Here is a 22,848-nt window from a genome sequence, read left to right as displayed (position 1 = left end):
GGCTGCTGCGCAGCCGTGCCGGATGACGACCCGCCCGGAGGGTGGGCTCGGTACGCCGAGGCCGGGTGTTCACTTCATTCCGAAGTGAAGATGGAGCCCAGGCGCTCCATGCGCTCCAGCGCCATGCCGCAGCCGCGCACCACGCAGGTCAGCGGGTCTTCGGCCACCAGCACCGGCAGGCCGGTCTCCTCGCTCAGCAGGCGGTCCAGGTCGCGCAGCAGCGCGCCGCCGCCGGTCAGCATCATGCCGCGCTCGGCGATGTCGGCGCCCAGTTCGGGCGGCGTCTGCTCCAGCGCGTTCTTCACGGCCGAGACGATCTGGTTCAGCGGGTCGGTCAGCGCTTCCAGGATCTCGTTGGACGAGATCGTGAAGCTGCGCGGCACGCCTTCGGAGAGGTTGCGGCCCTTGACCTCCATCTCCTTGACCTCGGAGCCCGGGAAGGCGCTGCCGATGTTCTTCTTGATCGACTCGGCCGTCGGCTCGCCGATCAGCATGCCGTAGTTGCGGCGGATGTAGTTGATGATGGCTTCGTCGAACTTGTCGCCGCCGACGCGCACCGAGCCCTTGTAGACCATGCCGCCCAGCGAGATGACGCCGACTTCCGTCGTGCCGCCGCCGATGTCGACCACCATGGAGCCCGAGGCCTCGGCCACCGGCAGGCCGGCGCCGATCGCGGCGGCCATGGGTTCCTCGATCAGGTAGACCTCGGAAGCCCCCGCGCCCAGCGCGCTCTCGCGGATGGCGCGGCGCTCGACCTGGGTGGAGCCGCAGGGCACGCAGATGATGATCCTCGGCGACGGCTTGAACGTCTTCGAGTCGTGGACCATCTTGATGAACTGCTTGAGCATCTGCTCGGTGACCGTGAAGTCGGCGATGACGCCGTCTTTCATCGGGCGGATGGCCTCGATGTTGCCGGGCACCTTGCCCAGCATGGCCTTGGCCTCGCGGCCGACGGCCTGGATGGTCTTCTTGCCGTTGGGGCCGCCCTCGTGGCGGATGGAGACCACCGAGGGCTCGTCGAGGACGATGCCCTTGCCGCGCACGTAGATCAGGGTGTTGGCGGTGCCGAGGTCGATGGCGAGGTCGGTCGAGAAATAGCGGCGCAGGGAGGCGAACATGGTGGGCGCAAAAGGAGCCTCGCCGGCGGGGCGCGGCTCGAAAATCGGGGGGCTATGAAGCAGCGAGGCCGCCCGGATCGGCGACGAATCGCGTCGCCGAAGGGGCAGCCCCGAAGGCCATGAAGATGGGCGGCGATAATAACCGAACACCCCCGTTTTGAGCCCTTGAAGACTAGGTTTTCGGCTCAATCCTTACACCTGAAAACGCACCCATGAGCCTCGCCCCCGAAGACGTGAGCCGCATCGCCAACCTCGCGCGGCTGGAGTTGCAGCCGGCCGAGTCCGCCGCACTGCTCGGCCAGCTCAACGGCTTCTTCAAGATCGTGGACCAGATGAGCGCCGTGGACACCGCTGGCGTCGAGCCGCTGTACACGCCGCTGTCGGCCATCCAGCAGGTGCGCCTGCGCCTGCGCGACGACGTCGTCACCGAGAGCAACCAGCGCGAGCTGAACCAGCGCAGCGCCCCGGCCGTCGAGGACGGCCTCTTCCTCGTTCCCAAGGTCATCGAATGAAGCCCGTTCACGACATGGGCGTGGCCGAGCTGGCCGCCGCCCTGAAGAGTCGCGCCGTCTCCAGCCGCGAAGCGACGCAAGGCCTGCTGAGCCGCATCAACGCCCACGCCAGCCTGGGTGCCTTCCTGCACGTCGACACCGACGGCGCGCTCGCGCGTGCCGACGCGGCCGATGCGCTGCTCGCTGCCGGCAGTGCCGGCCCGCTGACCGGCGTACCGATGGCGCACAAGGACATCTACGTCACGGCCGACATGCCCACCACGGCCGGCTCCAAGATCCTGGCCGGCTACCGCAGCCCGTTCGACGCGACCGTGGTCGCCAAGCTGAACGCAGCCGGCACGGTGTCGCTGGGCAAGCTCAACTGCGACGAGTTCGCGATGGGCTCGGCCAACGAGAACAGCGCCTACTTTCCCGCTCACAACCCCTGGGACGTGAGCCGCGTGCCCGGTGGCTCGTCGGGCGGCTCGGCCGTCGCGGTGGCGGCGCGCCTGGTGCCCGGCGTCACCGGCACCGACACCGGCGGCTCCATCCGCCAGCCGGCCAGCTTCACCGGCATCACCGGCATCAAGCCGACCTACGGCGTGTGCTCGCGCTACGGGATGATCGCCTTCGCCTCCAGCCTGGACCAGGCCGGCCCGATGGCCCGCTCCGCCGAGGACTGCGCGCTGCTGCTGTCCGCCATGAGCGGCTTCGACACGCGCGACGCCACCAGCGTCGAGCAGCCGCCGCAGGACTTCCACGCGCAGATGCTGGCCGGGCGCGACGGCGCCACCGCGGCCAAGCCGCTGGCGGGGCTGCGCATCGGCCTGCCGAAGGAGTTCTTCCCGGCCGGCCTGTCCGCCGACGTGAACGCGGCGGTCCGTGCGGGCCTGGCCGAACTGGAGAAGCTGGGCGCCACGCTGGTGGACGTCAGCCTGCCGCGCACCGAGCTGGCGATTCCCGTGTACTACATCATTGCGCCGGCCGAGGCGAGCTCCAACCTGAGTCGCTTCGACGGCGTCAAGTTCGGCCATCGCGCAGCCAAGTACGACGATCTTCTGGATATGTACAAGAAGACGCGCGCCGAAGGCTTCGGCGCCGAGGTCAAGCGCCGCATCATGATCGGCACTTACGTGCTGTCGCACGGCTACTACGACGCCTACTACCTGCAGGCGCAGAAGCTGCGCCGCATGATCGCGGACGACTTCCAACAGTGCTTCGCCCAATGCGACCTCATCGCCGGCCCCGTGGCGCCGACGGTGGCCTGGAAGGCCGGCACCGGCGCCGACGACCCGACGCAGGCCTATCTTGCCGACATCTTCACGCTGCCCGGGTCGCTCGCCGGCCTGCCCGGCATGAGCGTGCCGGTGGGCAGTGGCGAAGGCGGCATGCCGGTGGGCCTGCAGCTGATCGGCAACTACTTCAAGGAAGGCCAGTTGCTGCACGCCGCGCACGCCCTCCAGCAAGCCACCGACTGGCACCTCGCCGCGCCCTCGGGATATTGATGGCCCTCACGCTCACTTTGTTCGCTGCCCCCCGAGGGGCTGCGAGCCTCCTTGAGGCGGCTCTGCGGAGTCTCTGAACATGTCTACATCCAAGCTCATCCGCGGTTATGAGGTCGTCATCGGCCTCGAAAACCACGTCCAGCTCTCCACGCAGAGCAAGATCTTCAGCGGCAGCTCCACCGCCTTCGGCGCCGCGCCCAACACGCAGGCCTCGCCGGTGGACCTGGCCCTGCCCGGCACGCTGCCGGTCCTGAACCGCGCGGCTGTGGAGCGCGCGATCCGCTTCGGCCTGGCGGTCGGCGCCAAGGTCGCGCCGCTGTCCATCTTCGCCCGCAAGAACTACTTCTATCCGGACCTGCCCAAGGGCTACCAGATCAGCCAGTTCGAGATCCCGGTGGTGCAGGGGGGGGCGGTCGAATTCTTCGTCGGCGACGTGAAGCACAAAGTCAACCTGACCCGTGCCCACCTGGAAGAGGATGCGGGCAAGAGCCTGCACGAGGACTATCAGGGCCAGTCGGGCATCGACCTGAACCGCGCCGGCACGCCGCTGCTGGAGATCGTCTCCGAGCCGGACATGCGCTCGGGCGCTGAAGCCGCCGAGTACGCCAAGACGCTGCACGCGCTGGTCATGTGGCTGGGCATCTGCGACGGCAACATGCAGGAGGGCTCGTTCCGCTGCGACGTCAACGTGTCCGTGCGCAAGCCCGGCGAGCCCTTCGGCACGCGCCGCGAGATCAAGAACCTCAACAGCTTCCGCTTCCTCGTTGATGCGGTGAACTACGAGGTGAACTGGCAGATCGACGAGATCGAGGACGGCCGCAAGATCCAACAGGCGACGGTCCTCTACAACCCGGACACCGGCGAGACCCGCGCGATGCGCAGCAAGGAGGACTCGGCCGACTACCGCTACTTCCCCGACCCCGACCTGCCGCCGCTGGTCATCGCGCCGGAATGGGTGGAGCGCGTGAAGGGCGAGATGCCCGAGCTGCCGGCCGTGATGGCCAAGCGCTTTGAGACGGCGTACGGCCTTTCGACAGCTGATGCCTTGCTCTTGACCGGCTCACTCGCAAAGGCAAGCTACTTCGAGCGACTCGTGGCCGGCTTGCAGTCGATCAACCCGGCCAAGTGGGCAGATGCCTATGCCTTTGACGGTGCTGGGTACTACGGCCGAGCTGCTTCTGTCATGGTCAACCAATTGGTGGCAGCCAATCTGAACCGAGACGGTAAGAGCGCTGAAGATGTGCCCGTTGAAACGGGCATTCTGGCGACGCTCATGAGCCGCCAAATCGCTGGTGTGATTAGCGCCAATGGCATGCGCGAGGTGTTTTCGCTACTTTGGACCGGCGAGGCGACCGACGTGGATTCCGTCATCGAGTCCAAGGGCCTGAAGCAGGTCAGCGACACCGGCGCCATCGAGGCCATCCTCGACGAGGTGCTGGCCGCCAACCCGAAGTCGGTCGAGGAATACCGGGCCGGCAAGGACAAGGCGTTCAACGCGCTGGTCGGCCAGGCGATGAAGGCGACCAAGGGCAAGGCCAACCCGGCGCTGGTGAACGAACTGCTGAAGAAGAAGCTCGGCTGAGCAGGGCTGGCGGGCCCGGGGGCTTGCGCTGCGTTCAGCGCTTGGGCGTGGTGGCCGGTGCTGTCACGGGCAGCTCGCCCAGCGGCGGCAGCGAGCCCGGCGTGGCGCCGGCCCACAGTTTCTTCAGCCGCGCCAGTTCGGCGTCGAAGCGCGCGTTGATGCGCACGCTTTCCGACTTCTGGTTCTCGATGAGCTGCTGCTGCGCCTCGATGCTGGCGTCGTTGGCGTCCAGCGCCTGCTTGAGCTTGCCCGGCAGCGGCCGGCCCTTGTAGAACTCCGCCTCGTCGGCCAGCGGCTTGCGTTCGGCGGTCAGGTCCTTGATGCGGTGCTCGGACAACCGCGTGGCCTTGCTGGAGTCGTCCAGCGCGGCGTTGCGCGCGCGCTGGTGCGCGGCCTCGTTGGGGTAGCGCTGAACCAGCGTGCGGTCGCGGCGGATGGCGTCCTGCTGGGCGAGGCGGTCGGCCGCGGCGCGGCGGTCCGCCAGCTCCTTGGCGGCGCGTTCCTCGGGGCTGAGGAACGGCGGCAGCGTCGTGCGATGCGAGCCATCGGGGTTGAGCACACGCTGCTCGCGCGACGTGCATTCCGCAATCGGCCGGTCGCTGGTGAGCCGGCGGCCGTCCGGCGTCGTGCAGGTGTAGATGCCTTTGCCGGGCGCACTGTCCTGGGCCCAGGCGGTGGAAGCCAGCATCAGGCCGGCGCAGAAGAGCAGCTGGCGCATCAGACCCCGTAGCGTTCGCGGTAGGCCAGCACGGCCGGGCGGTGCGCGGCGAGCTCGGGCGCGCCGTCCAGGAAGGCCAGCAGGTCGGCAAGGCCGGCGATGGCGACGACCGGCAGGTGATAGCGCTGCTGCACCTGCTGCACGGCGGACAGCGGGCTGTCCACGCCGCCCTCGGCCGCCTTCTCCTGGCGGTCCAGCGCGATGGCGACGCCACAGGGCGTGGCGCCCGCGGCCTCGATCATCTGGATGGATTCGCGCACCGAGGTGCCGGCGGAGATGACGTCGTCGATGATGAGCACGCGACCCTTCACCGGCGCGCCCACCAGCGTGCCGCCTTCGCCGTGGTCCTTGGCTTCCTTGCGGTTGTAGGCGAACGGCAGATTGCGGCCACGACGCGCCAGCTCCATCGAGACGGCCGCGGCCAGCGTGATGCCCTTGTAGGCGGGGCCGAAGATCATGTCGAACGGGAGGCCCGACGCGAGCAGCCGATCCGCGTAGAAGCCGGCCAGACGCACCAGCTTGTCGCCGTCGTCGAACAGGCCGGCATTGAAGAAGTAGGGGCTGAGCCGGCCGGCCTTGGTCTTGAACTCGCCGAATCGCAGCACGCCCACCTCAACGGCGAACGCGACGAAGGACTGGGCGAGTGGATCGGCGGGCGTGGCGGACATATGACGAAGATTCTAGGGGGCATGAAAAGCGGCCCGGCTCCCAAAAGGGGGCGGGCCGCAGGTGGTTTTCACCGATGCGCAGGTGTGGGCCTGCGGGCGGGGAGCCTAACGAGGCATCAGAACGCCGCCTTGAACTGCACGCCGTAGGTGCGCGGCTCGTTGACGATGCCGGTCAGGTTGTCGAAGTCGATGGCCGCGACGACCTGGCGGTGGTTGGTGATGTTGCGCGAATAGGCGGCCACCTCGTACTTGCCATTGGCCCAGCCGTAGCCGACGCGCAGGCCGCCTTCCAGCGCCGACTTGGCCGTGTACTCCTTGGCCTCGTACAGGAACATGTTGTATTTGTCCTTGTAGGCCCAGTCGGTCAGCACGGTCAGCTCGCCGCCCGCCAGCTCGGTGCTGTACTTCAGCGTCCAGTTCCACACCCATTTCGGCGCGCGGGGCAGCGGGTTGCCGTTGATGCTGACGGTGCCGTTCGGACCGGCCGGGTCGGTCACCGTGCAGCCGGTGTTGGCCTGCAGGAACTGGAAGTTGGCGTTGCCGCAGGGCGCGACGAACAGGTTGGGGTCCTTGATCTTGGTGTCGTTGTACGACACGCCCAGCGTCGTGCGCCAGTCGCGGGCGATGATGGCCTGCGCGTCCAGCTCGAAGCCCTGGCCCTCCGCCTTGGCGGCGTTGACGAGGCGGTTCTGGTTGATGGAGCCCGAGCCGGCCGTCAGCTGCATGCCCTTCACGCGGTACTTGAACAGCGAGCCGCTGATGCGGGCGGTGTTGTCCAGCAGGTCGGACTTGAAGCCGACTTCGGCCGACAGCACCTTTTCGGAGTTGGCGATGGAGATCGGCGACGTGCCGGCCGGCACGGCGGACGCGTCGAAGAACAGGATGCGGCCCTGGATGCTGGGCGCGCGATAGCCGGTGGCGACGCGCGTGTAGACGCTGGTGGCCTTGTCCAGGCTGTAGTTGGCGCCCAGGTCCCAACTCCAGTTGGTGGACTTGGGGTGGGCCGTCACCAGCGCGATGTTGGGCAGCGTGGGATGCTGCGTGCGCTGGGCGTCGAAGTCCTTCTTGTCGTCGGTGTAGCGCAGCCCCGCGGTCAGCTTGAGGTCCGGCGTGACGGCGTACTTCACGTTGCCGAACGCGGCCCAGGAGGTGGCCTCCTGGTGCTGCACGGCGTAGCCGTTCTGCGGGTCGCCGGCCGCGAAGCTGTCGAAGTTGAAGCTGTCCACCTGCAGCTTCTCGTTGAAGTAGTACAGGCCCGCGATCCACTGCAGCGGGTCGCCGGTGTTGGACTGCAGGCGGAACTCCTGCGTCGTCTGGCGCAGGTAGGGGATGCCGTCGGCGGTCTGCGAATCGAACGGGATCAGCGCCGGCTGCCCGGGATAGCTCGGGCCGTCGGGGATGCCGCCGAAACGGCTGCCGAAGCCGCCGTCCACGTCGCCGCGGCTGTAGAACTTGGCGCGGTCGTGCGCGGTGATGGAGTACAGCGACACGCCGTCGAAGTCCCAGCGCAGGCGCGCGCTGACCTCGCTGGACTTCAGCGTCTGCGAGTTGTAGCCGTCCGTGGGGTAGTAGCTGTCGTCATAGCCGTCGACGAGGTCGTTCGTGCCGCGCTTGATGATGTTGGCGCGGAAGGTCGTGGCCGTGCCCTTGTAGTCGCGCGCCTGGACCTTGAAGAGGCCCGAGAAGTTGCCGTTCTTGTAGGCAGCCTGCAGGCGCAGCGCCTTGTCGTTGAAGCCTTCGAGGTCGGACGTGGCGCCGGCCGTCGCCGCGATGGGGTTGTGCACCCGGTTGTCCTGGCGCTGCACGAGGCCGGCGACGCGCATCTGCCAGTCGTCGCTGAGCGGCACGTTGACGGCCGCCTCCAGGTTGGCGGCGTTCCAGCGGCCATAGCCGAAGTTGGCATAGCCCTCCAGGCGCTTGCCCGGCTTGACCGAGTCGAACTTCATGACGCCGGCCGGTGAGTTGCGGCCGAACAGCGTCCCCTGCGGGCCGCGCAGCAGTTCGACCTGCTCCATGTCGAACACCGGGAAGCCCTTGAGCGCGATGCTTTCCTGCACCACGTCGTCGTACACCAGCCCGACCGGCTGCGACGCGTTCATGTCGAAGTCGGTGTTGCCCAGGCCGCGCACGTAAAAGCGCGGGAAGGTGCGCCCGTAGTCGGATTCGATGTTCAGGCTGGGCACCTTGCCGGACAGCGCGCGGATGTCCTGGCCGCTGGCGTTGTAGGTGTCCAGGTCCTCGGGCTTGATGGCCGAGATCGACAGCGGCACCTCCTTGAGGTTCTCCGCGCGGCGGCTGCCGGTGACGATGACGGCCTCCAGCTGGCTGACATCCTTCTTGGCCTCGGGCGCGGGGGCAGCCTGCGCCAACGCGGCGTGCAGCGGAAAGGCCGCGGCCAGCGCGCCGGCCAGCAGCGTGGGAGAAATACGGTGCTTGGGCATGGGGAACCTCGGGTTGCGGGACATCGGAGGGGGCGACGGGAGACGGGCTGGGCGTTCATGGCGCCTCTGTGAAGCCGCTGAAATACTAAGGATCACATGACGGTTTCATGATGAAAGCGCGGCCGGGTGTTGTGCTTTTGCTGCACTGCGATACTGGGTATTGCCCTCCCTCCTCTCGACTCCGATGCGCTTCATCACCGCCAATCTCAACGGCGTGCGTTCCGCCGCCAGCAAGGGTTTCTTCAACTGGCTCGACCAGCAGCAGGCCGACGCGGTCGGCGTGCAGGAGCTCAAGGCCCAGGCCGATGTCGTCGAGGACAAGTTCCGCAGTTGCGACAAGCTCAACGGCCACTTCCATTACGCCCAGAAGAAGGGCTACTCCGGCGTGGGCCTGTACACGAAGGAAGAGCCCAGCGACCTCGTCACGGGGCTGGGCATCGGCGAGTTCGACCTGGAGGGGCGCTGGATCGAGAAGCGCTTCGACAAGCCCGGCCGCAAGTTGAGCCTCATCAGCGTGTACTTCCCCAGCGGCACCAGCGGCGAGGAGCGCCAGGCGGTGAAGTACCGTTTCCTGGCTGCGCTGCAGCCGCACCTGCGGGCGCTCAAGGCCGAGCGCGAGTTCATCCTCGTGGCCGACGTCAACATCGCCCACCAGCCCATCGACCTGAAGAACTGGCGCAGCAACCAGAAGAACAGCGGCTTCCTGCCCGAGGAGCGCGCGTGGTTGACGCAACTCTTCGACGCCGGCGCTGAAGGCGGCGGCCTGGTGGACGTGTTCCGCACGCTGAACCAGCGGGCCGAGCAGTACACCTGGTGGAGCAACCGCGGCAACGCGCGCGCCAACAACGTCGGCTGGCGGCTCGACTACCACCTGGCCACACCCGGCATCGCCGCGCTGGCCAGGGCCGAGTCCATCTACACCGGCGAGCTGTTCAGCGACCACGCGCCGCTGACCATCGACTACGACTTCAAGCTCTGAGCGCGGCCCTGTTGCAGGGGCGCATCAGACCTGACCCCATGCCTGCCCGCGCATTCGTTGAATCCTGCCGGATGCCGGCGACAGGCCCCGCTTTTCTGCGTTAACAGGCCGTTACACGCGCCTACATTCGCCCCGACTCGCCAGCGGTGACGCGCCACTTCCGTGGCCGCGCACCCCGACCGGAACGGATGCCGATGACTTTCACGAAGACGCTGCTGAACCTGACGCTGTGGGCACTGGGCGCCGTGGCGCTGCAGGTGCCTGCCCATGCCAGCGACATCCCCCAGATCAGCGACCCGCTGAAGAAGATGCTCGGCGCGCTGCCCATCGACGGCGTCAAGGACCAGGTCCATGCGCTGGTGCCGGCGCTGAAGAAGACCTCATGCGGTGGCGCCCTCAGCGGCTGCTACATGACCAAGTCCGGTGAGCTGCAGCTCTACTACTTCACCGACGGCAAGCTGCAAGAGACCTTCATGCTCGTCCTCGACCAGAAGATGGCGATGCCCACGCTGCTGAAGGCCAAGGTGCAGAAGGTGCTGGGCGGCACGTCGCTGCAGCAGCCCATCATCTCCATCTCCACGTCCGACTACGTGCTCGACACGACCAAGATGCCGGCGGACCTGCAGGCCGTCGTCAAGAAGAGCTACTTCGGCGTGCCCAACCTGGAGTTCGCTGCCGGCGTGCAGCTCGCGGCCCGGGCCAGCCTGGCCGGGCTGCTGCGCATGCAGTTGCAGTCGATGAATGTCGACGTCGACAACCTGACGATGCGCACCGGCGTGTCCGTGCCCATCCCGCTGGACCTGACCAGCGCCGCCGGCACCGGTGCCGGCCTGGGGACGGCGCTGCACCACGGCGACACGTTCAAGAAGGCCTCCGCCGACGCGCTCAAGCCCGGTGCCTACGTCGAGTTCCAGTTCGGCCCCGGTTCGGCCATCAACCTGCCGATGCCGCGCGCCACGCTGACCGACACGACCCTCTTCATCGACAACGAACTGGTGTTCGGCTACAAGGGCAACGCCGTCTTCGCCGGCACCACCAAGAAGACGCTGCTGCAGTTCCAGACGCCGCTCTCGCCCGAGGGCGCGATGGACCTGCTGGATTTCAGCTTCGTCATGGCCACGCCCGCGTCTTACACGCTGGCCGACGCGACCAACATGATGATCGCCATGTCCGTGCCCGACCCGCGCCTGGCCCGGTACGGCGGCGGCTTCGTGAAGAACATCGACCAGTTCAAGTCCATGCTGAAGACGGTCGAGTACCCGCTGACCATGATCCAGCTGCGCAACCCGCATCCGGCGCCCGAGTACAAGTTCGGCGACGCGACCAAGCCGTTCCCCACAGACGCGAAGGCCTTCAACGTCACGCTGTACGGCCCGCTCGCGGATGGCGGTCCCTTCGTCCACCTGGGTGGCGACGTGACCGTCGTCGGCGCCAAGATGGGCTCGCTGGACGCCAGCGCCGGCGCCTCCGGCATGCACGCCAAGGCCATGGAACAGCTCTACGTCAAGCTTGGCCCCCTGGGCAGGGTGACGATCGAGAAGGTCGTCGCCTCGGCGGACATCGACAAGGACACGCAGCGCATCCGCCTGAAGGGCAACTTCGGCGGCCAGACCGTCGAGGTGATCCTGGACGGCGAGAAGCTGCACATCGACGTGCCGGCCAATTGCGTGAACCCGTTCGAGATCAAGGCCACGCTCAAGCTCGAACCCAGCACCGACCTGGCCAAGGTGTTCGACGCGCAGGGCGGCGTCAACGTCGACCCGTCGTCCATCGCCGGCTGCGTCGGCGCAGACCTGGAGAAGGCGCTCAACAAGATCGCCGGCGAGTACAAGAACCTCGGCGGCTACACGGCGCACGCCGCGACGCAGCAGCTCAACAAGATTCGCAACGGCACCAACCAGGCCTACACCACCGCCAAGAACGGCGCCCGCGACGCGGCCAGCAAGACGTCCAACGCGGCCATGTCCGCCTTCAACGACGCCGGCAACGCGTTCAAGCGCATCGGCAAGAAGAAAAAGCACCACAAGGGGCCGGACCCGAAGTTCGCCGCCTCCGTGTTCGACTGGGATGACTACTACGACAACGCCCCCGACGTCGTGGCGGCCAAGGTGGATCTGGCCACGCACTGGCGCGAGTACGGCTTCAACGAAGGCCGCCAGGGCAGCCTGATGTTCTCGGCGGCGTACTACTGGAACCGCTACGCCGACGTCCAGGCGCTGTGCCCCGGGCGCAACCTGCCATGTGCGCTGCAGCACTGGCTGGACACTGGCCTCGACCAGGGCCGCCAGGGCAGCGAGGACTTCAGCGTGCGCGACTACCTGAACCGCTACCCCGACCTGGTGGCCGCGTTCGGCCGGGACAACTTCCCCGACGCGATGGAGCACTGGAGCAACTACGGCGAGGACGAGGGCCGCAACGGCGCTCCGGACACGCCGTTCAACGGCACGCTCGCCGGCACCGTGGCCAGCGGCGGTGGTGACGGCGGTGGCCTGTGGAGCGATGGCGACGTCTGCAGCCCGGGCCAGTATGTCGATGGCTTCCGCGTGGGCTACGGCAAGGAGGTCAACGCCGTGCAGTTCCGCTATGCCGGGCGCTGGGCCACGCGCCAGGGCGCGTCCAAGACGGACAAGTGGGCCGATATCGCGCTGAACCCCGGCGAAGCCATCACGCGGGTGGATTTCCGTGCCGGCGACCGGGTCAACCAGGTGACGTTCACCACCAGCCAGGGGCGCGTCTTCGGCCCCTATGGCGGCAACGACGCCAACGCGACGTCGTTCACGCTGCCGCCCGGCGAGAAGCTGGGCTGCGTCTACGGCCGTGCCGGCAGCAGCATCGACCGGCTCTACTTCCCGTCCACCGGGCTGCGCTGAGCAGCCGACATGAGACTGCCTCCATGAACCGTTTTGCCCGAACCTCGCTGGCGCTGGCTGCCGCGCTCAGCCTTGCGCTGCCCGCCTCGGCGGCGCTGGAGCCGTCCTTTGCCGAACTGGTCGACAAGGTCGCGCTGGTGCCCGGCGACGTGCGCGACTCCGACATGCTCGCCAAGGTGACCGAGGCCGTCGGCCACATCAAGCGCATGGCGCTGCCCAGGGCGCAGCAGGCCGTCAACGAGGCGCTGCAACTGGACGCGCGCAATTCCTACCTGCACCTGCTCAACGGCTTCGTCTACCACCTGCAGGCCCGCCAGGGCGACACGCAGAAGACCGAGATGGCCATCGAGGGCTACCAGCAGGCGCTGCGGCTGGACCCGGGCAACTGGATCGCGCAGGAATTCCTGGGCCTGGCCCATGTGGACCTGCAGCAGTTCGACCGCGCCAAGGCCGAGTTCACCAACGTGCTGCTGCTGACGCCCGACAGCCGCACGTCGATGTTCGGCCTGATGGTGACGTCCTACCTCACCGGCGACGCGCGCACGGCCTGCATGATGGCCGACCAGTTCCAGAAATCGCCCGAGACCCTGCCGCGCAGCTTCGTGCGCTCCAGCATCGCGGTCTACGCCTCTTGCGCCAACTTTGCGCAGGCCGACCGCATGCGGCTGACGCTGGCCAGGCTCGATGGCGACGGACCTGACGTCAAGCGTGCCGAGCGCCGGCTGGACCAGTGGAAGGCGTTCTACAGCCGCCAGGCCACCGCCGCGGCGACCGCGCAGCCGGCGACCTTCTCCAGCGTCTCGCCCGACGGGCGGCCGCAGGTGCTGGCACAGGCGTTCACGCTGCCGCCGATGCCCCGGCCCACCCCTGCGGCGTCCCAGGCCGCGCCTGCGGCGGCGGCAGGTGCTGTGCCGGCAGCGGCTGCGCCCGCGGCCACGGCCACGGTCCAAGCCGAGCCCGGCGGCGACGGTCCGCGCATGCTGCTGGTGGACGTCGTGCTGCTGTCCACGCAGGAACTGGCATCCACGTCCAAGGGCGTGAACCTGCTCAGCGCGCTGTCGCTGCAGCTGGGCTCGGTGGCCGGCAACCTGGCCGCCTATTCGCGCGTCAACACCTGGAACCTGGCGGGTGCTGCCGCCGACCCGACCGCCACGACCGCCATCACCCGCGCCGTGACCATTCCCGCGCTGTCCTATTCGCTGAACATCGCCAACGCCAACAGCGCGGTCAACGAAGTGCTGGCGCGGCCCACGCTGGCGGCCATCGAGGGCCAGCCGTCCGAGTTCTTCTCGGGCACCAACCTGAGCGCCGGCCTGGTGTCCACGAGCACGCAGGGCGGCACCACCGTCGTGCCGCTGGACAAGAAGTTCGGCATCAAGCTCGCCGTCACGCCCGTCTTCCTGTCGCGCGGCCGCGTGCAGCTCAAGGTCGAGGCGCAGCGCACGTCGCTGGACGCGACGGTGAACAACCCCAAGGCGGCCTACCAGATCGAGATCGGCGAGACGACGGCCAACGCCAACGTCGTCATGAACCTGGGCGACACGCTGATCCTCAGCGGCCTGAGCGAGAAGTCCTCCAACACGACGCGCGACGGCGTGCCCGGGCTGCAGGAGGTGCCGGTCGTGCAGTACCTGTTCTCGAACAAGAAGACCAACGACGTGCGCCGCTCGGTGCTGGTGCTGGTCACGCCGCGCTCGCCTGTGCAGGTGTCGCAAGACCCGGGCGCGGCCAGCGAGACCATGCCCGGGCGCATGGCGGCGCTGCGCGAGCGCTTCGGCTTCGGCGCCAACGTGCCGCCCAACGTCGACGCGATCATGAACCAGCTGCAGCCCAACGAGCTGTTCCGCGAGTTCCGCCAGGGCGACGTGGCCATGGAGCGCTGGGATCGCAGCAGCAGCACGGTGGACCGGCTGAAGGAAGCGCTGGGTTTCCTGTACTACTGAGGTGACCGGTGTCGCCGAACACGGCGTGGCGTAACCAGTCGTTCATGGCGTGGGGGCGTTCCTACAGCGGGTTGGGCCGGGTGCCGACGCGTGATGCGCGGCCGCGGTCCTAGAGTGGATTCCAGCGGTTCAAAACACTGCTTCCGCCCCCCGGCCAGCCGGCCAACGCATTGAAAGGAATCCACCATGTCCCATCTCAAGACCGTGACCAGTGCCGTGACTGCCGTCTTCCTCGTGAGCGGCATCGGCCTGGCCGTTGCCCAATCCGAAGACACGCCGCCCGTGCAGCAGCCGTCGACGATGACGCAGGCCACCGATCAGGCCCCGGCCGATCCGACGGCGATGCCGCTGAACGACACCACCGCCCAGCAGCAGCCCGCGGACCCGACGCGCAGCCAGCCGCCGGCCGACCCGACGGCACCGCTGCCTGCGCAGGACCCGGCCCAGATGCAGGCCACCCCGCCTGCGCAGGACAGCTCGACGATGCCGTCGTCCGCGCCGTCCTATGACGCAGCGAGCGAGCCGGCTCCCCGCGCCGACCGCAACTGATCGCGGCAACCCCTCTCCGTCATCCATGAGCGTGGACCCCGGAGTGCCTCGTGATGTCGACGCCACCCGCCGGTGGCGCGACATCCTCGCCGGCCTGCGCCAGGGCGCCGTCATTGGTGCCGTGGCGTTGGTCGTCCTCATGCCTGTGCTGGGCACCAGGTTCTGGCGCAGCCCGACCCCGCCGGCTGCGCCGCCCCGGCCGGTCGCCGCCATGGTGCCGGCAGCCGTGGTCACGGCGCCCCTGCCGCTGGAGCGGCGCCTGGACTTCGGCGATGTCCGCGCGCCCGAGGATGTGAGCAAAGTCGCCGCCTGGGCCGTGCGCGAGGCGGACAACGGCGTGCTGCCCTTCGCCATCGTCGACAAGCGCCGCGCCCAGGTCTATGTATTCGCGCCCACCGGCCGGATGCTGGGCACCAGCCCCGTGCTTCTGGGCTACGCCGCCGGCGACCACACGGTGGCCGGCATCGGCCAGAAGGCCATCGCCGACATCAAGCCCCAGGAGCGCACCACGCCCGCCGGCCGCTTCGTCTCCCAGGTGGGCCGCAATGCGCTGAACGAAGACGTCGTCTGGGTCGACTACGACGCCGCGGTGTCCATGCACCGCGTGCGCGCGACCAACCCCAAGGAACGCCGGCTCGAACGCCTGGCCACGCCGACGGCCGCCGACAACCGCATCAGCTGGGGCTGCATCAACGTGCCGGTGGCGTTCTTCGAGCAGACCGTCTGGCCGCAGTTCCGCGGTGGCCGCGCCGTGGTGTATGTGCTGCCCGAGAGCAGCCCGCTGGCGGCGTTCTTCCCCGCCGCCGCATCCACCCGGCTGGCCCAGGCCTCGACGGCCCCGCGTAACAACGCCGGACCGTGAAGTTTTCGGCTGTCTGTTACAGCGCCCCTTTCCTAGACTGCCCCCAGGGTCGGCGCGCGGGTGCGCCGCCGCGGTTGAACGGGGCAGCGAGTGGGCAGAAGTTGGGCGAGCCGGGCCAGGCCCGGGGTGCGGGGCTTGTGGGGCGCGTTGGCCGCATGGAGCGCCATCGCGACAGCACAGGGCGGCAGCCCGGAAGTGGCGACGCGGCCCGATGCGAACGACAGCCGCGATGGCCGCCCGTTCGCCGTCGTGGACAAGCGCCAGGCCACGCTGGCGATCTATGACGCCGAAGGGCGCCTCGTGGGCCGTGCGCCCGCGCTGCTGGGCCTGACCCCCGGCGACCAGGAGCCGGCAAGCGCCAAGGGCAAGGCGCCCGACGCGCTGAGCCGCGACGAGCGCGTGACGCCGGCCGGCCGCTTCGAGGCCCAGCCCGGGCGCAACCTGACCGGCGAGCGCATCGTCTGGATCGATTACGAAGCCAACCTGGCTATCCACCGCCTGCGCCCGGCGCCGGCCAGCCAGCAGCGGCCCGAGCGGCTGGCGTCAACCCATCTGCCGGATCGCCGTATCACGCTGGGCTGCGTCGTCGTGGACCCGGCCTTCTTCGACCAGGTCGTGCTGCCCACGCTGGGTGGCAGCAAGAGCCTGGTCTACATCCTGCCCGAGCGCGAAACCGTGCTCGCGTCGGCCACCGGCCACGCCCGCGCCAGCAGGCCCTGACCGCGCGCGCGAGGCCGCCGCGCGCCCGTGAGCGGGCAGTTGCATCAGGGCAATCCCGGGGTCGGGCCGCCGTGGAAACCGCGTGCCGGGCCGGACAATCCCGCCCTTCCGCGGCGGGCCACCGCCCGCCTCCCCGGACCCCCGGTTTCACCTGGAACGATAGACGTGACTACCCCCACACCCGCGGCCCACCCGGCTGCGACAGGCCGCGCCGCCATCCTCGGCCAGCCCAACCAGCTCTTCGTGCTCTTCTTCACCGAGATGTGGGAGCGCTTCTCCTACTACGGCATGCGCGGCCTGCTGGTGCTGTTCCTCATCACCGAGGTCGCCAAGGGCGGCTGGGGCTGGAGCCGGGCCGACGCCACGTCGCTGTACGGCTGGTATACCGGCCTGGCCTACCTGCTGCCGGTGCTGGGCGGCTACCTGGCCGACCGCTACCTGGGCACGCGCCGCGCCGTCGTCATCGGCGGCTTCGTCATCGCGGCGGGCCACATCTCGATGTTCCTGAACACGGTGCCGAGCTTCTTCATCGGCCTGGGCCTCGTCGTGCTGGGCACGGGTCTGTTCAAGCCCAACGTGTCGGCCATCGTCGGCCAGCTCTACGGCCCCAAGGAAGACAACGCCCGTGACGGCGGCTACACGCTGTTCTACATGGGCGTGAACGCGGGGGCCTTCTTCGGCATCCTGCTGTGCGGCTACATCGGCGAGAAGGTGTCCTGGCACCTGGGCTTCGGCTTGGCCGGCCTGTTCATGATCCTGGGCGCGCTGCAGTTCTATTTCAGCCAGGCCATCTTCGGCGACATCGGCCGCCCGCCCAAGGCCGAGGACCGCGCCAAGGTGGCCGCAGCCGCCGCGGCCGACGAGACGCCGGCGCATGTCGTGGCGGACCGGCTGAAGGCCATCTTCGTGTTCTCGTTCTTCACGATCTTTTTCTGGTTCGCGTTCGAGCAGGCTGGCGGCTCCATGACCATCTTCGCGGCCGACTACACCGACCGCTCGCTGGTCGGCACCAGCGGCTTCATCTTCAAGATTGCCAACTCGCTGATGACGGTGCTGCCCGCGCTGATCCTGACCTGGCTGCTGTGGAAGCTCAACCGCAGCACCGGCAGCCGCTTCGCGCTGGCCAACGGCCTGCTGGCGCTGGCGTTCGCGATCATCTGGGGGCTGGTGATCTGGATGCTGGCGCGCGAATTCGCGCTCGACCAGTCCGAGGTGCCCGCGAGCTGGTTCGGCGTGCTGAACTCGTTCTTCCTCGTCATCCTGGCGCCGATGTTCTCCAAGATGTGGGAGCGGCACTGGAATCCGGCCGGCCCCGTGAAGTTCGCGGTCGGCCTCATCCTGCTGGGCCTGGGCTTCGCGGCGCTGTCGTACGGCTCGTCCGGCATCCCGCAGGGTGCCAAGACGGCGCAGGTCAGCATGGTCTTCCTGTGCGTGGCCTACCTGCTGCACACCATGGGCGAGCTGTGCCTGTCGCCGGTGGGCCTGAGCTACATCTCCAAGCTGGCGCCTGCGCGCCTGCTGGGCCTGATGTTCGGCGTCTGGTTCCTGAACACGGCCATCGCCAACAAGCTGGCCGGCTCGACCGGTGCCTACATCGACGACATCTCCACGCACTACTCGATGTCGGTCTTCTTCCTGATCTTCACCGCCATCCCCATCGGTGCCGGCGTCGTGCTGATGCTGCTGACGCCCTGGATGAAGAAGAAGATGCATGGCGTGCACTGAGCCGAACTGAAACTCGGTTTCACGCCAAAAGCCGCCTTCGGGCGGCTTTTTTGTTCACAAGCCGACGCTGTTGACAAGAGATGTCAGCATCACGCAGGGCTTTCAGATGCGCGGTAGTCAGCGTCGCGGTGATCTGATTACAGTCGCCGGCTTGCATTCGGAGCCCCATATGACAAAGAAGAGCCTGGCGCTGCCCCTGATCCCCCTCGTTGCGATGCTGTTGGCCGCCTGCGGCCAGAAGCCAGATGGCGCCGCCGGGCACGGCGGCCCGCCGCCGGTGTCGGTGGCCCCGGCCACGCAGTGCGAAGTGCAGGAGTTCGACGAATTCACCGCGCGCCTGGAGGCGCCCGACACCGTCGACGTGCGTTCCCGCGTGGCCGGCACCGTGGAGGCCGTGCGCTTCAAGGAAGGCCAGCTCGTGCGCAAGGGCGACCCGCTGTTCACCATCGACGCGCGCGGGTTCAAGGCCGACGTGGCCCGCGCCGAGGCCCAGAGTGCCGCGGCGAAGACGCAGGTCGACCTGACCCGGGCCGAGCTGGCCCGGGCCGAGAAGCTGGTGTCCATCAACGCCATCAGCGGCCAGGAGATCGACCAGTTGCGCGCCGCTCAGCGCGCGGCCGAGGCCAACCTGAAGGCGGCCGAGGCGGCGGCGGCGCAGTCCAGGCTCAACATCGACTATGCCAACGTGACGTCGCCGGTCAGCGGCCGCACGTCGCGCGCCAACGTGACGCCGGGCAACCTCGTCGGCGTGGGCGACGCCGTGCTGACCACCGTGGTCTCCAGCGACAAGGTCTACGCCTACTTCGACGCCAGCGAAGCCACCTTCCTGAAGTACATGCGCTCGGCCAAGCCGGTCTCCACCGTCGTGCAGATGGGCCTGTCCAACGAGCAGGGCTACCCGCACACCGGCAAGCTGGACTTCGTCGACAACCGGCTGAACCCCGCCACCGCGTCCATCCGCGCGCGCGCCGTGTTCGACAACAAGAACGGCCAGTTCACGCCGGGCCTGTACGCCCGCGTGAAGCTGGGCGGCGGCAGCAGCTACCCGGGCGTCGTCGTGCCCGACCGGGCGATCACGACGGACCAGACGCGCAAGATCGTCCTCATCGTCGGCCCCAACAACATCGTGCAGCCCCGCCCGGTGACGCCGGGCGCGCTGATCGACGGCATGCGGGTGGTGGACGGCGTCAAGGCCGGCGAGATGGTCATCGTCGACGGCCTGCTGCGTGCCTTCCCCGGCGCGCCGGTCACGCCGCAGGTGCTCAAGGTCGACGACAAGGGCATGCCCATCCCCGCGCCGCCGCAAGGCCCGCCGGGTGCCGCGCCTGCCCCGGCCGCTGCCCCGGCTTCCGCCGCCTCGAAGTAATCCCAAGGCGGTAGCCCATGGACATCTCACGCTTCTTCATCGACCGGCCGCGCTTCGCGACCGTGTTGTCGCTGTTCATCTTCCTGATCGGCGCGCTGGCCATCCCGCTGCTGCCGATTTCGGAATACCCCGAGGTCGCGCCGCCGCAGGTCGTCGTGCGCGCCCAGTACCCCGGTGCCAACCCGCGCGTGATCTCCGAGACGGTCGCCGCGCCGCTGGAAGAGCAGATCAACGGCCTCGAAAACGTCCTGTACTTCGAGAGCCAGGCCACCGGCGACGGCGGCATGACGCTGACCGTCACGTTCAAGGTCGGCACCCACCCCGAGGCCGCCGAGACCGCGGTGCAGAACCGCGTCAACCGCGCGCTGCCGCGCCTGCCTGACATCGTGCGCACCATCGGCGTGACGACCGAGAAGTCCGCGCCCAACCTGACCATGGTGGTCCACCTGGTCAGCCCGGACAACTCGCGCGACGCGCTGTACCTGCGCAACTACGGCACGCTCAACGTGCGTGACGACCTGCTGCGCGTGCCCGGCATGGGCTCGGTGCTGGCCTTCGGTGCGGGCGACTACGCCATGCGCATCTGGCTGGACCCGCAGAAGCTCAGCAGCCGCAACATGACGTCGTCCGACGTCATCGGCGCCATCCGCGAGCAGAACACGCAGGTCGCGGCCGGCGTGGTCGGCGCCTCGCCGTCGCCCAAGGGCACGGAATTCCAGCTCTCCGTCAATGCGCAGGGGCGCCTGGCCACCGAGGAGGAGTTCGGCAACATCATCATCCGCGCCGAGCCCAAGACCGGCGCGATGGTGCGCGTCAAGGACGTGGGCCGCGTCGAGATCAGCGCCAACACCTACGCGCTGCGCAGCCTGCTGAACAACAAGGAAGCCGCGGCCATCGCCATCTTCCAGGCGCCCGGCTCCAACGCGCTGGCCATCTCGGACAACGTGCGCAAGACGATGGAGCGGCTCAAGCCCAACTTCCCCAAGGGCGTGGACTACGAGATCGTCTATGACCCCACGCGCTTCGTGCAGACCTCCATCGAGAAGGTCGTGCACACGCTGTTCGAGGCCGTCGCGCTGGTGGTGCTGGTGGTCATCATCTTCCTGCAGACCTGGCGCGCGTCCATCATCCCGCTGGTCGCCGTGCCGGTGTCCATCGTCGGCACCTTCGCGATGCTGCTGCTGCTGGGCTTCTCCATCAACACGCTGACGCTGTTCGGCCTGGTGCTGGCCATCGGCATCGTCGTGGACGACGCCATCGTGGTGGTCGAGAACGTCGAGCGCAACATCCAGGACGGCCTGACGCCGCGGGCCGCCACGATCAAGGCGATGCAGGAGGTCTCCGGGCCCATCATCGCCATCGCGCTGGTGCTGTGCGCGGTGTTCATCCCGCTGACGCTGGTGCCGGGCCTGACCGGCCAGTTCTACAAGCAGTTCGCCGCGACCATCGCCATCAGCACGGTCATCTCCGCGTTCAACTCGCTGACGCTCTCGCCGGCGCTCGCCGCCATCCTGCTGCGCCCGCATGACGCACCCAAGGACGCGCTGATGCGCGGCATGGAGCGCGTGTTCGGCCGCTTCTTCCACTGGTTCAACCGGTTCTTCCACCGCCGCTCCGAGGCCTATGGCCGCGGCGTCACCGGCATCCTGCGCCGCAAGGGCGCGGCACTCGTCGTTTACGCGCTGCTGCTGGGCGCCACGGTGCTGCTGTTCTCGCGCATCCCCAGCGGCTTCGTGCCCGCACCGGACAAGCAGTACCTGATCGGCATCGCGCAGCTGCCCGCCGGCTCCAGCCTGGACCGCACGGAAGAAGTCATCCGCAAGATGAGCGAGATCGCGCTGAAGACGCCGGGCATCGTCGACGCGGTCGCGTTCCCGGGCCTGTCGGTCGCCGGCTTCTCCGCGTCGCCCAACGAAGGCATCGTGTTCTTCGGCCTGGAGGGCTTCGACAAGCGCACCTCGCACGACAAGTCCAAGGAAGCCATCCTCGGCAGCGTCAACGGCGCCATCCAGCAGATCCAGGGCGCGCGCATGTTCGTCGTGCCGCCGCCGCCGGTGGACGGCCTGGGCGTGTCCGGCGGTTTCAAGGTGCAGGTGCAGGACCGCGGCAGCCAGGGCGAGCAGGCGCTGTACGCGGCCGTCTGGGGCACGCTGGGCCAGGTCTACGGCAACCCCAACACGAGCATCGGCACGCCGTACTCCAATTACGACATCAACGTGCCGCAGCTGTTCGCCAACGTGGACCGCACCAAGGCCAAGCAGATGGGCGTGGGCCTGGCGGACATCTACGACACGCTGCAGATCAACCTCGGCTCGCTGTACGTCAACGACTTCACCAAGTTCGGCAAGACCTACCAGGTCATCGTCCAGGCCGACGCGCCCTTCCGCGCCAAGGCGGACGACGTGGTCCAGTTCAAGACCCGCAACGGTGCCGGCGAGATGGTGCCGCTGGGCGCGCTGATGACCGTGGAGCCCACCTTCGGCCCCACGCGCGTCACGCGCTACAACGGCTTCCCGTCGGCCGACATCAACGGCGCGCCCAAGCCCGGGTTCTCCAGCGGCCAGGCCGAGGGCGAGATCGAGCGGCTGCTCAAGAGCCTGCCGCGCGGCATGAGCTACGAGTGGACCGACCTCAGCTACCAGGACCGCCTGACGCGCAACGTCACGCTGCCGGTGGTGGGCGTGGAGATCCCGACGCTGGCTGCGGTGCTGGGCTTCTCGGTGCTGCTGGTGGTGCTGGTGCTGGCCGCGCAGTACGAGAGCTGGAGCCTGCCGCTGGCCATCATCCTGATCGTGCCGATGTGCATCCTGTCCGCGCTCTTCGGCGTGTGGCTGTCGCACTTCCCGCCGTTCGGGCAGGCCGGGGACTTGAACGTCTTCACGCAGGTGGCGCTCGTCGTGCTCGTCGGGCTGGCGTGCAAGAACGCCATCCTGATCGTCGAGTTCGCCAAGGAGCTGGAGGAGCACGGCAAGTCCGTGACGGACGCCGTCATCGAGGCCTGCCGCCTGCGGCTGCGTCCCATCCTGATGACGTCCATCGCCTTCTGCGCCGGCGTCATCCCGCTGATCGCCGGCAGCGGTGCCGGCAGCGAGATGCGCCGCGCGATGGGCATCGCCGTGTTCGCCGGCATGCTGGGCGTGACGCTCTTCGGCATCTTCCTGACGCCGGTGTTCTACGCGCTGCTGCGCAAGGGCACCGAGCGGCGCCGCGCGCGTGCCGCCGCGCTGAAGGCCGAGATCGAGGCCTCCGCCCACGCCTTCCACCCGGGCATCGATGACGATGCTCCACCGACCAAGAAGGAGGGCCATTGA

General features: G+C 68.3%; 16 protein-coding genes. 12 read left to right on the top strand and 4 right to left on the bottom strand.

Features of this window, described 5'->3' with window-relative positions:
- Positions 1-74: 74 nt before the first annotated feature.
- Positions 75-1,118 (bottom strand): rod shape-determining protein, encoded by a 1,044-nt coding sequence (locus tag ACO07H_RS02175; protein WP_422010648.1) that lies wholly within the window; start codon positions 1,116-1,118, stop codon positions 75-77.
- Positions 1,119-1,330: 212 nt separating this feature from the next.
- On the opposite strand from ACO07H_RS02175, the gene gatC reads away from it, so the two are divergent.
- From gatC to gatB, 3 genes are all read left to right on the top strand, one after another.
- Positions 1,331-1,630: an Asp-tRNA(Asn)/Glu-tRNA(Gln) amidotransferase subunit GatC gene (gene gatC / locus ACO07H_RS02170; RefSeq protein ID WP_422010646.1), complete on the top strand. Its 300-nt coding sequence runs from the start codon at positions 1,331-1,333 to the stop codon at positions 1,628-1,630.
- Entirely contained in the window at positions 1,627-3,114 is a 1,488-nt protein-coding gene (gatA, locus tag ACO07H_RS02165) for an Asp-tRNA(Asn)/Glu-tRNA(Gln) amidotransferase subunit GatA (RefSeq protein WP_422010644.1), read from the top strand. Before gatC ends, gatA begins: the two co-directional genes overlap by 4 nt.
- Before the next feature lie 79 nt (positions 3,115-3,193).
- Positions 3,194-4,696: an Asp-tRNA(Asn)/Glu-tRNA(Gln) amidotransferase subunit GatB gene (gene gatB / locus ACO07H_RS02160; protein ID WP_422010642.1), complete on the top strand. Its 1,503-nt coding sequence runs from the start codon at positions 3,194-3,196 to the stop codon at positions 4,694-4,696.
- A gap of 34 nt (positions 4,697-4,730) precedes the next feature.
- Here gatB and ACO07H_RS02155 read toward each other — a convergent pair whose 3' ends face one another.
- The 3 genes from ACO07H_RS02155 to ACO07H_RS02145 form a co-directional block, all read right to left on the bottom strand.
- Complete coding sequence (locus ACO07H_RS02155; RefSeq protein ID WP_422010640.1) at positions 4,731-5,414, bottom strand: hypothetical protein; 684 nt, start codon at positions 5,412-5,414, stop codon at positions 4,731-4,733.
- A complete protein-coding gene (gene pyrE / locus ACO07H_RS02150; RefSeq protein WP_422010638.1) occupies positions 5,414-6,082 on the bottom strand; it encodes an orotate phosphoribosyltransferase in 669 nt (222 codons plus the stop codon). Before pyrE ends, ACO07H_RS02155 begins: the two co-directional genes overlap by 1 nt.
- A 116-nt stretch (positions 6,083-6,198) precedes the next feature.
- Entirely contained in the window at positions 6,199-8,523 is a 2,325-nt protein-coding gene (locus ACO07H_RS02145; RefSeq protein WP_422010636.1) for a TonB-dependent receptor, read from the bottom strand.
- Between the two features lie 184 nt (positions 8,524-8,707).
- On the opposite strand from ACO07H_RS02145, the gene ACO07H_RS02140 reads away from it, so the two are divergent.
- From ACO07H_RS02140 to ACO07H_RS02100, 9 genes are all read left to right on the top strand, one after another.
- On the top strand, positions 8,708-9,502 hold the full coding sequence (locus ACO07H_RS02140) for an exodeoxyribonuclease III (protein ID WP_422010634.1): 795 nt from the start codon (positions 8,708-8,710) through the stop codon (positions 9,500-9,502).
- A 194-nt stretch (positions 9,503-9,696) separates the two neighbouring features.
- A complete protein-coding gene (locus tag ACO07H_RS02135) occupies positions 9,697-12,372 on the top strand; it encodes a jacalin-like lectin (RefSeq protein WP_422010632.1) in 2,676 nt (891 codons plus the stop codon).
- Between the two features lie 23 nt (positions 12,373-12,395).
- Positions 12,396-14,315 (top strand): secretion protein, encoded by a 1,920-nt coding sequence (locus ACO07H_RS02130; RefSeq protein WP_422010630.1) that lies wholly within the window; start codon positions 12,396-12,398, stop codon positions 14,313-14,315.
- 186 nt (positions 14,316-14,501) lie between these two features.
- Positions 14,502-14,864 (top strand): hypothetical protein, encoded by a 363-nt coding sequence (locus tag ACO07H_RS02125; RefSeq protein WP_422010628.1) that lies wholly within the window; start codon positions 14,502-14,504, stop codon positions 14,862-14,864.
- A gap of 43 nt (positions 14,865-14,907) precedes the next feature.
- Positions 14,908-15,726: a hypothetical protein gene (locus tag ACO07H_RS02120; RefSeq protein ID WP_422010626.1), complete on the top strand. Its 819-nt coding sequence runs from the start codon at positions 14,908-14,910 to the stop codon at positions 15,724-15,726.
- 147 nt (positions 15,727-15,873) lie between these two features.
- A complete protein-coding gene (locus tag ACO07H_RS02115; protein WP_422010624.1) occupies positions 15,874-16,446 on the top strand; it encodes a L,D-transpeptidase in 573 nt (190 codons plus the stop codon).
- 165 nt (positions 16,447-16,611) lie between these two features.
- The gene (locus tag ACO07H_RS02110) at positions 16,612-18,171 is read left to right on the top strand and encodes a peptide MFS transporter (protein WP_422010622.1); all 1,560 of its coding nucleotides are present in this window, start codon (positions 16,612-16,614) and stop codon (positions 18,169-18,171) included.
- A 169-nt stretch (positions 18,172-18,340) separates the two neighbouring features.
- Positions 18,341-19,537, top strand: coding sequence for an efflux RND transporter periplasmic adaptor subunit (locus tag ACO07H_RS02105; protein WP_422010620.1), 1,197 nt, complete (start codon positions 18,341-18,343; stop codon positions 19,535-19,537).
- A 17-nt stretch (positions 19,538-19,554) separates the two neighbouring features.
- Positions 19,555-22,848 carry an efflux RND transporter permease subunit gene (locus ACO07H_RS02100; RefSeq protein WP_422010618.1) on the top strand — a complete coding sequence of 1,098 codons (3,294 nt, stop codon included), beginning with the start codon at positions 19,555-19,557 and terminating at the stop codon, positions 22,846-22,848.

The organism is Roseateles sp. (assembly GCF_965229315.1).
Taxonomy (GTDB): Bacteria; Pseudomonadota; Gammaproteobacteria; order Burkholderiales; family Burkholderiaceae_C; genus Pelomonas.
The sequence above is the reverse complement of the archived record's forward strand: the minus strand, read 5'-3'. Positions and strand labels throughout refer to the sequence as shown.

What these genes read in the sequence shown, in the direction of transcription:
- pyrE (WP_422010638.1), bottom strand. Translation starts at nt 6,082, where the DNA reads ATGTCCGCCACGCCCGCCGATCCACTCGCCCAGTCCTTCGTCGCGTTC.
- ACO07H_RS02100 (WP_422010618.1), top strand. Translation starts at nt 19,555, where the DNA reads ATGGACATCTCACGCTTCTTCATCGACCGGCCGCGCTTCGCGACCGTG.
- ACO07H_RS02135 (WP_422010632.1), top strand. Translation starts at nt 9,697, where the DNA reads ATGACTTTCACGAAGACGCTGCTGAACCTGACGCTGTGGGCACTGGGC.
- gatC (WP_422010646.1), top strand. Translation starts at nt 1,331, where the DNA reads ATGAGCCTCGCCCCCGAAGACGTGAGCCGCATCGCCAACCTCGCGCGG.
- ACO07H_RS02145 (WP_422010636.1), bottom strand. Translation starts at nt 8,523, where the DNA reads ATGCCCAAGCACCGTATTTCTCCCACGCTGCTGGCCGGCGCGCTGGCC.
- ACO07H_RS02175 (WP_422010648.1), bottom strand. Translation starts at nt 1,118, where the DNA reads ATGTTCGCCTCCCTGCGCCGCTATTTCTCGACCGACCTCGCCATCGAC.
- ACO07H_RS02140 (WP_422010634.1), top strand. Translation starts at nt 8,708, where the DNA reads ATGCGCTTCATCACCGCCAATCTCAACGGCGTGCGTTCCGCCGCCAGC.
- gatB (WP_422010642.1), top strand. Translation starts at nt 3,194, where the DNA reads ATGTCTACATCCAAGCTCATCCGCGGTTATGAGGTCGTCATCGGCCTC.
- ACO07H_RS02105 (WP_422010620.1), top strand. Translation starts at nt 18,341, where the DNA reads ATGACAAAGAAGAGCCTGGCGCTGCCCCTGATCCCCCTCGTTGCGATG.
- gatA (WP_422010644.1), top strand. Translation starts at nt 1,627, where the DNA reads ATGAAGCCCGTTCACGACATGGGCGTGGCCGAGCTGGCCGCCGCCCTG.
- ACO07H_RS02125 (WP_422010628.1), top strand. Translation starts at nt 14,502, where the DNA reads ATGTCCCATCTCAAGACCGTGACCAGTGCCGTGACTGCCGTCTTCCTC.
- ACO07H_RS02130 (WP_422010630.1), top strand. Translation starts at nt 12,396, where the DNA reads ATGAACCGTTTTGCCCGAACCTCGCTGGCGCTGGCTGCCGCGCTCAGC.
- ACO07H_RS02155 (WP_422010640.1), bottom strand. Translation starts at nt 5,414, where the DNA reads ATGCGCCAGCTGCTCTTCTGCGCCGGCCTGATGCTGGCTTCCACCGCC.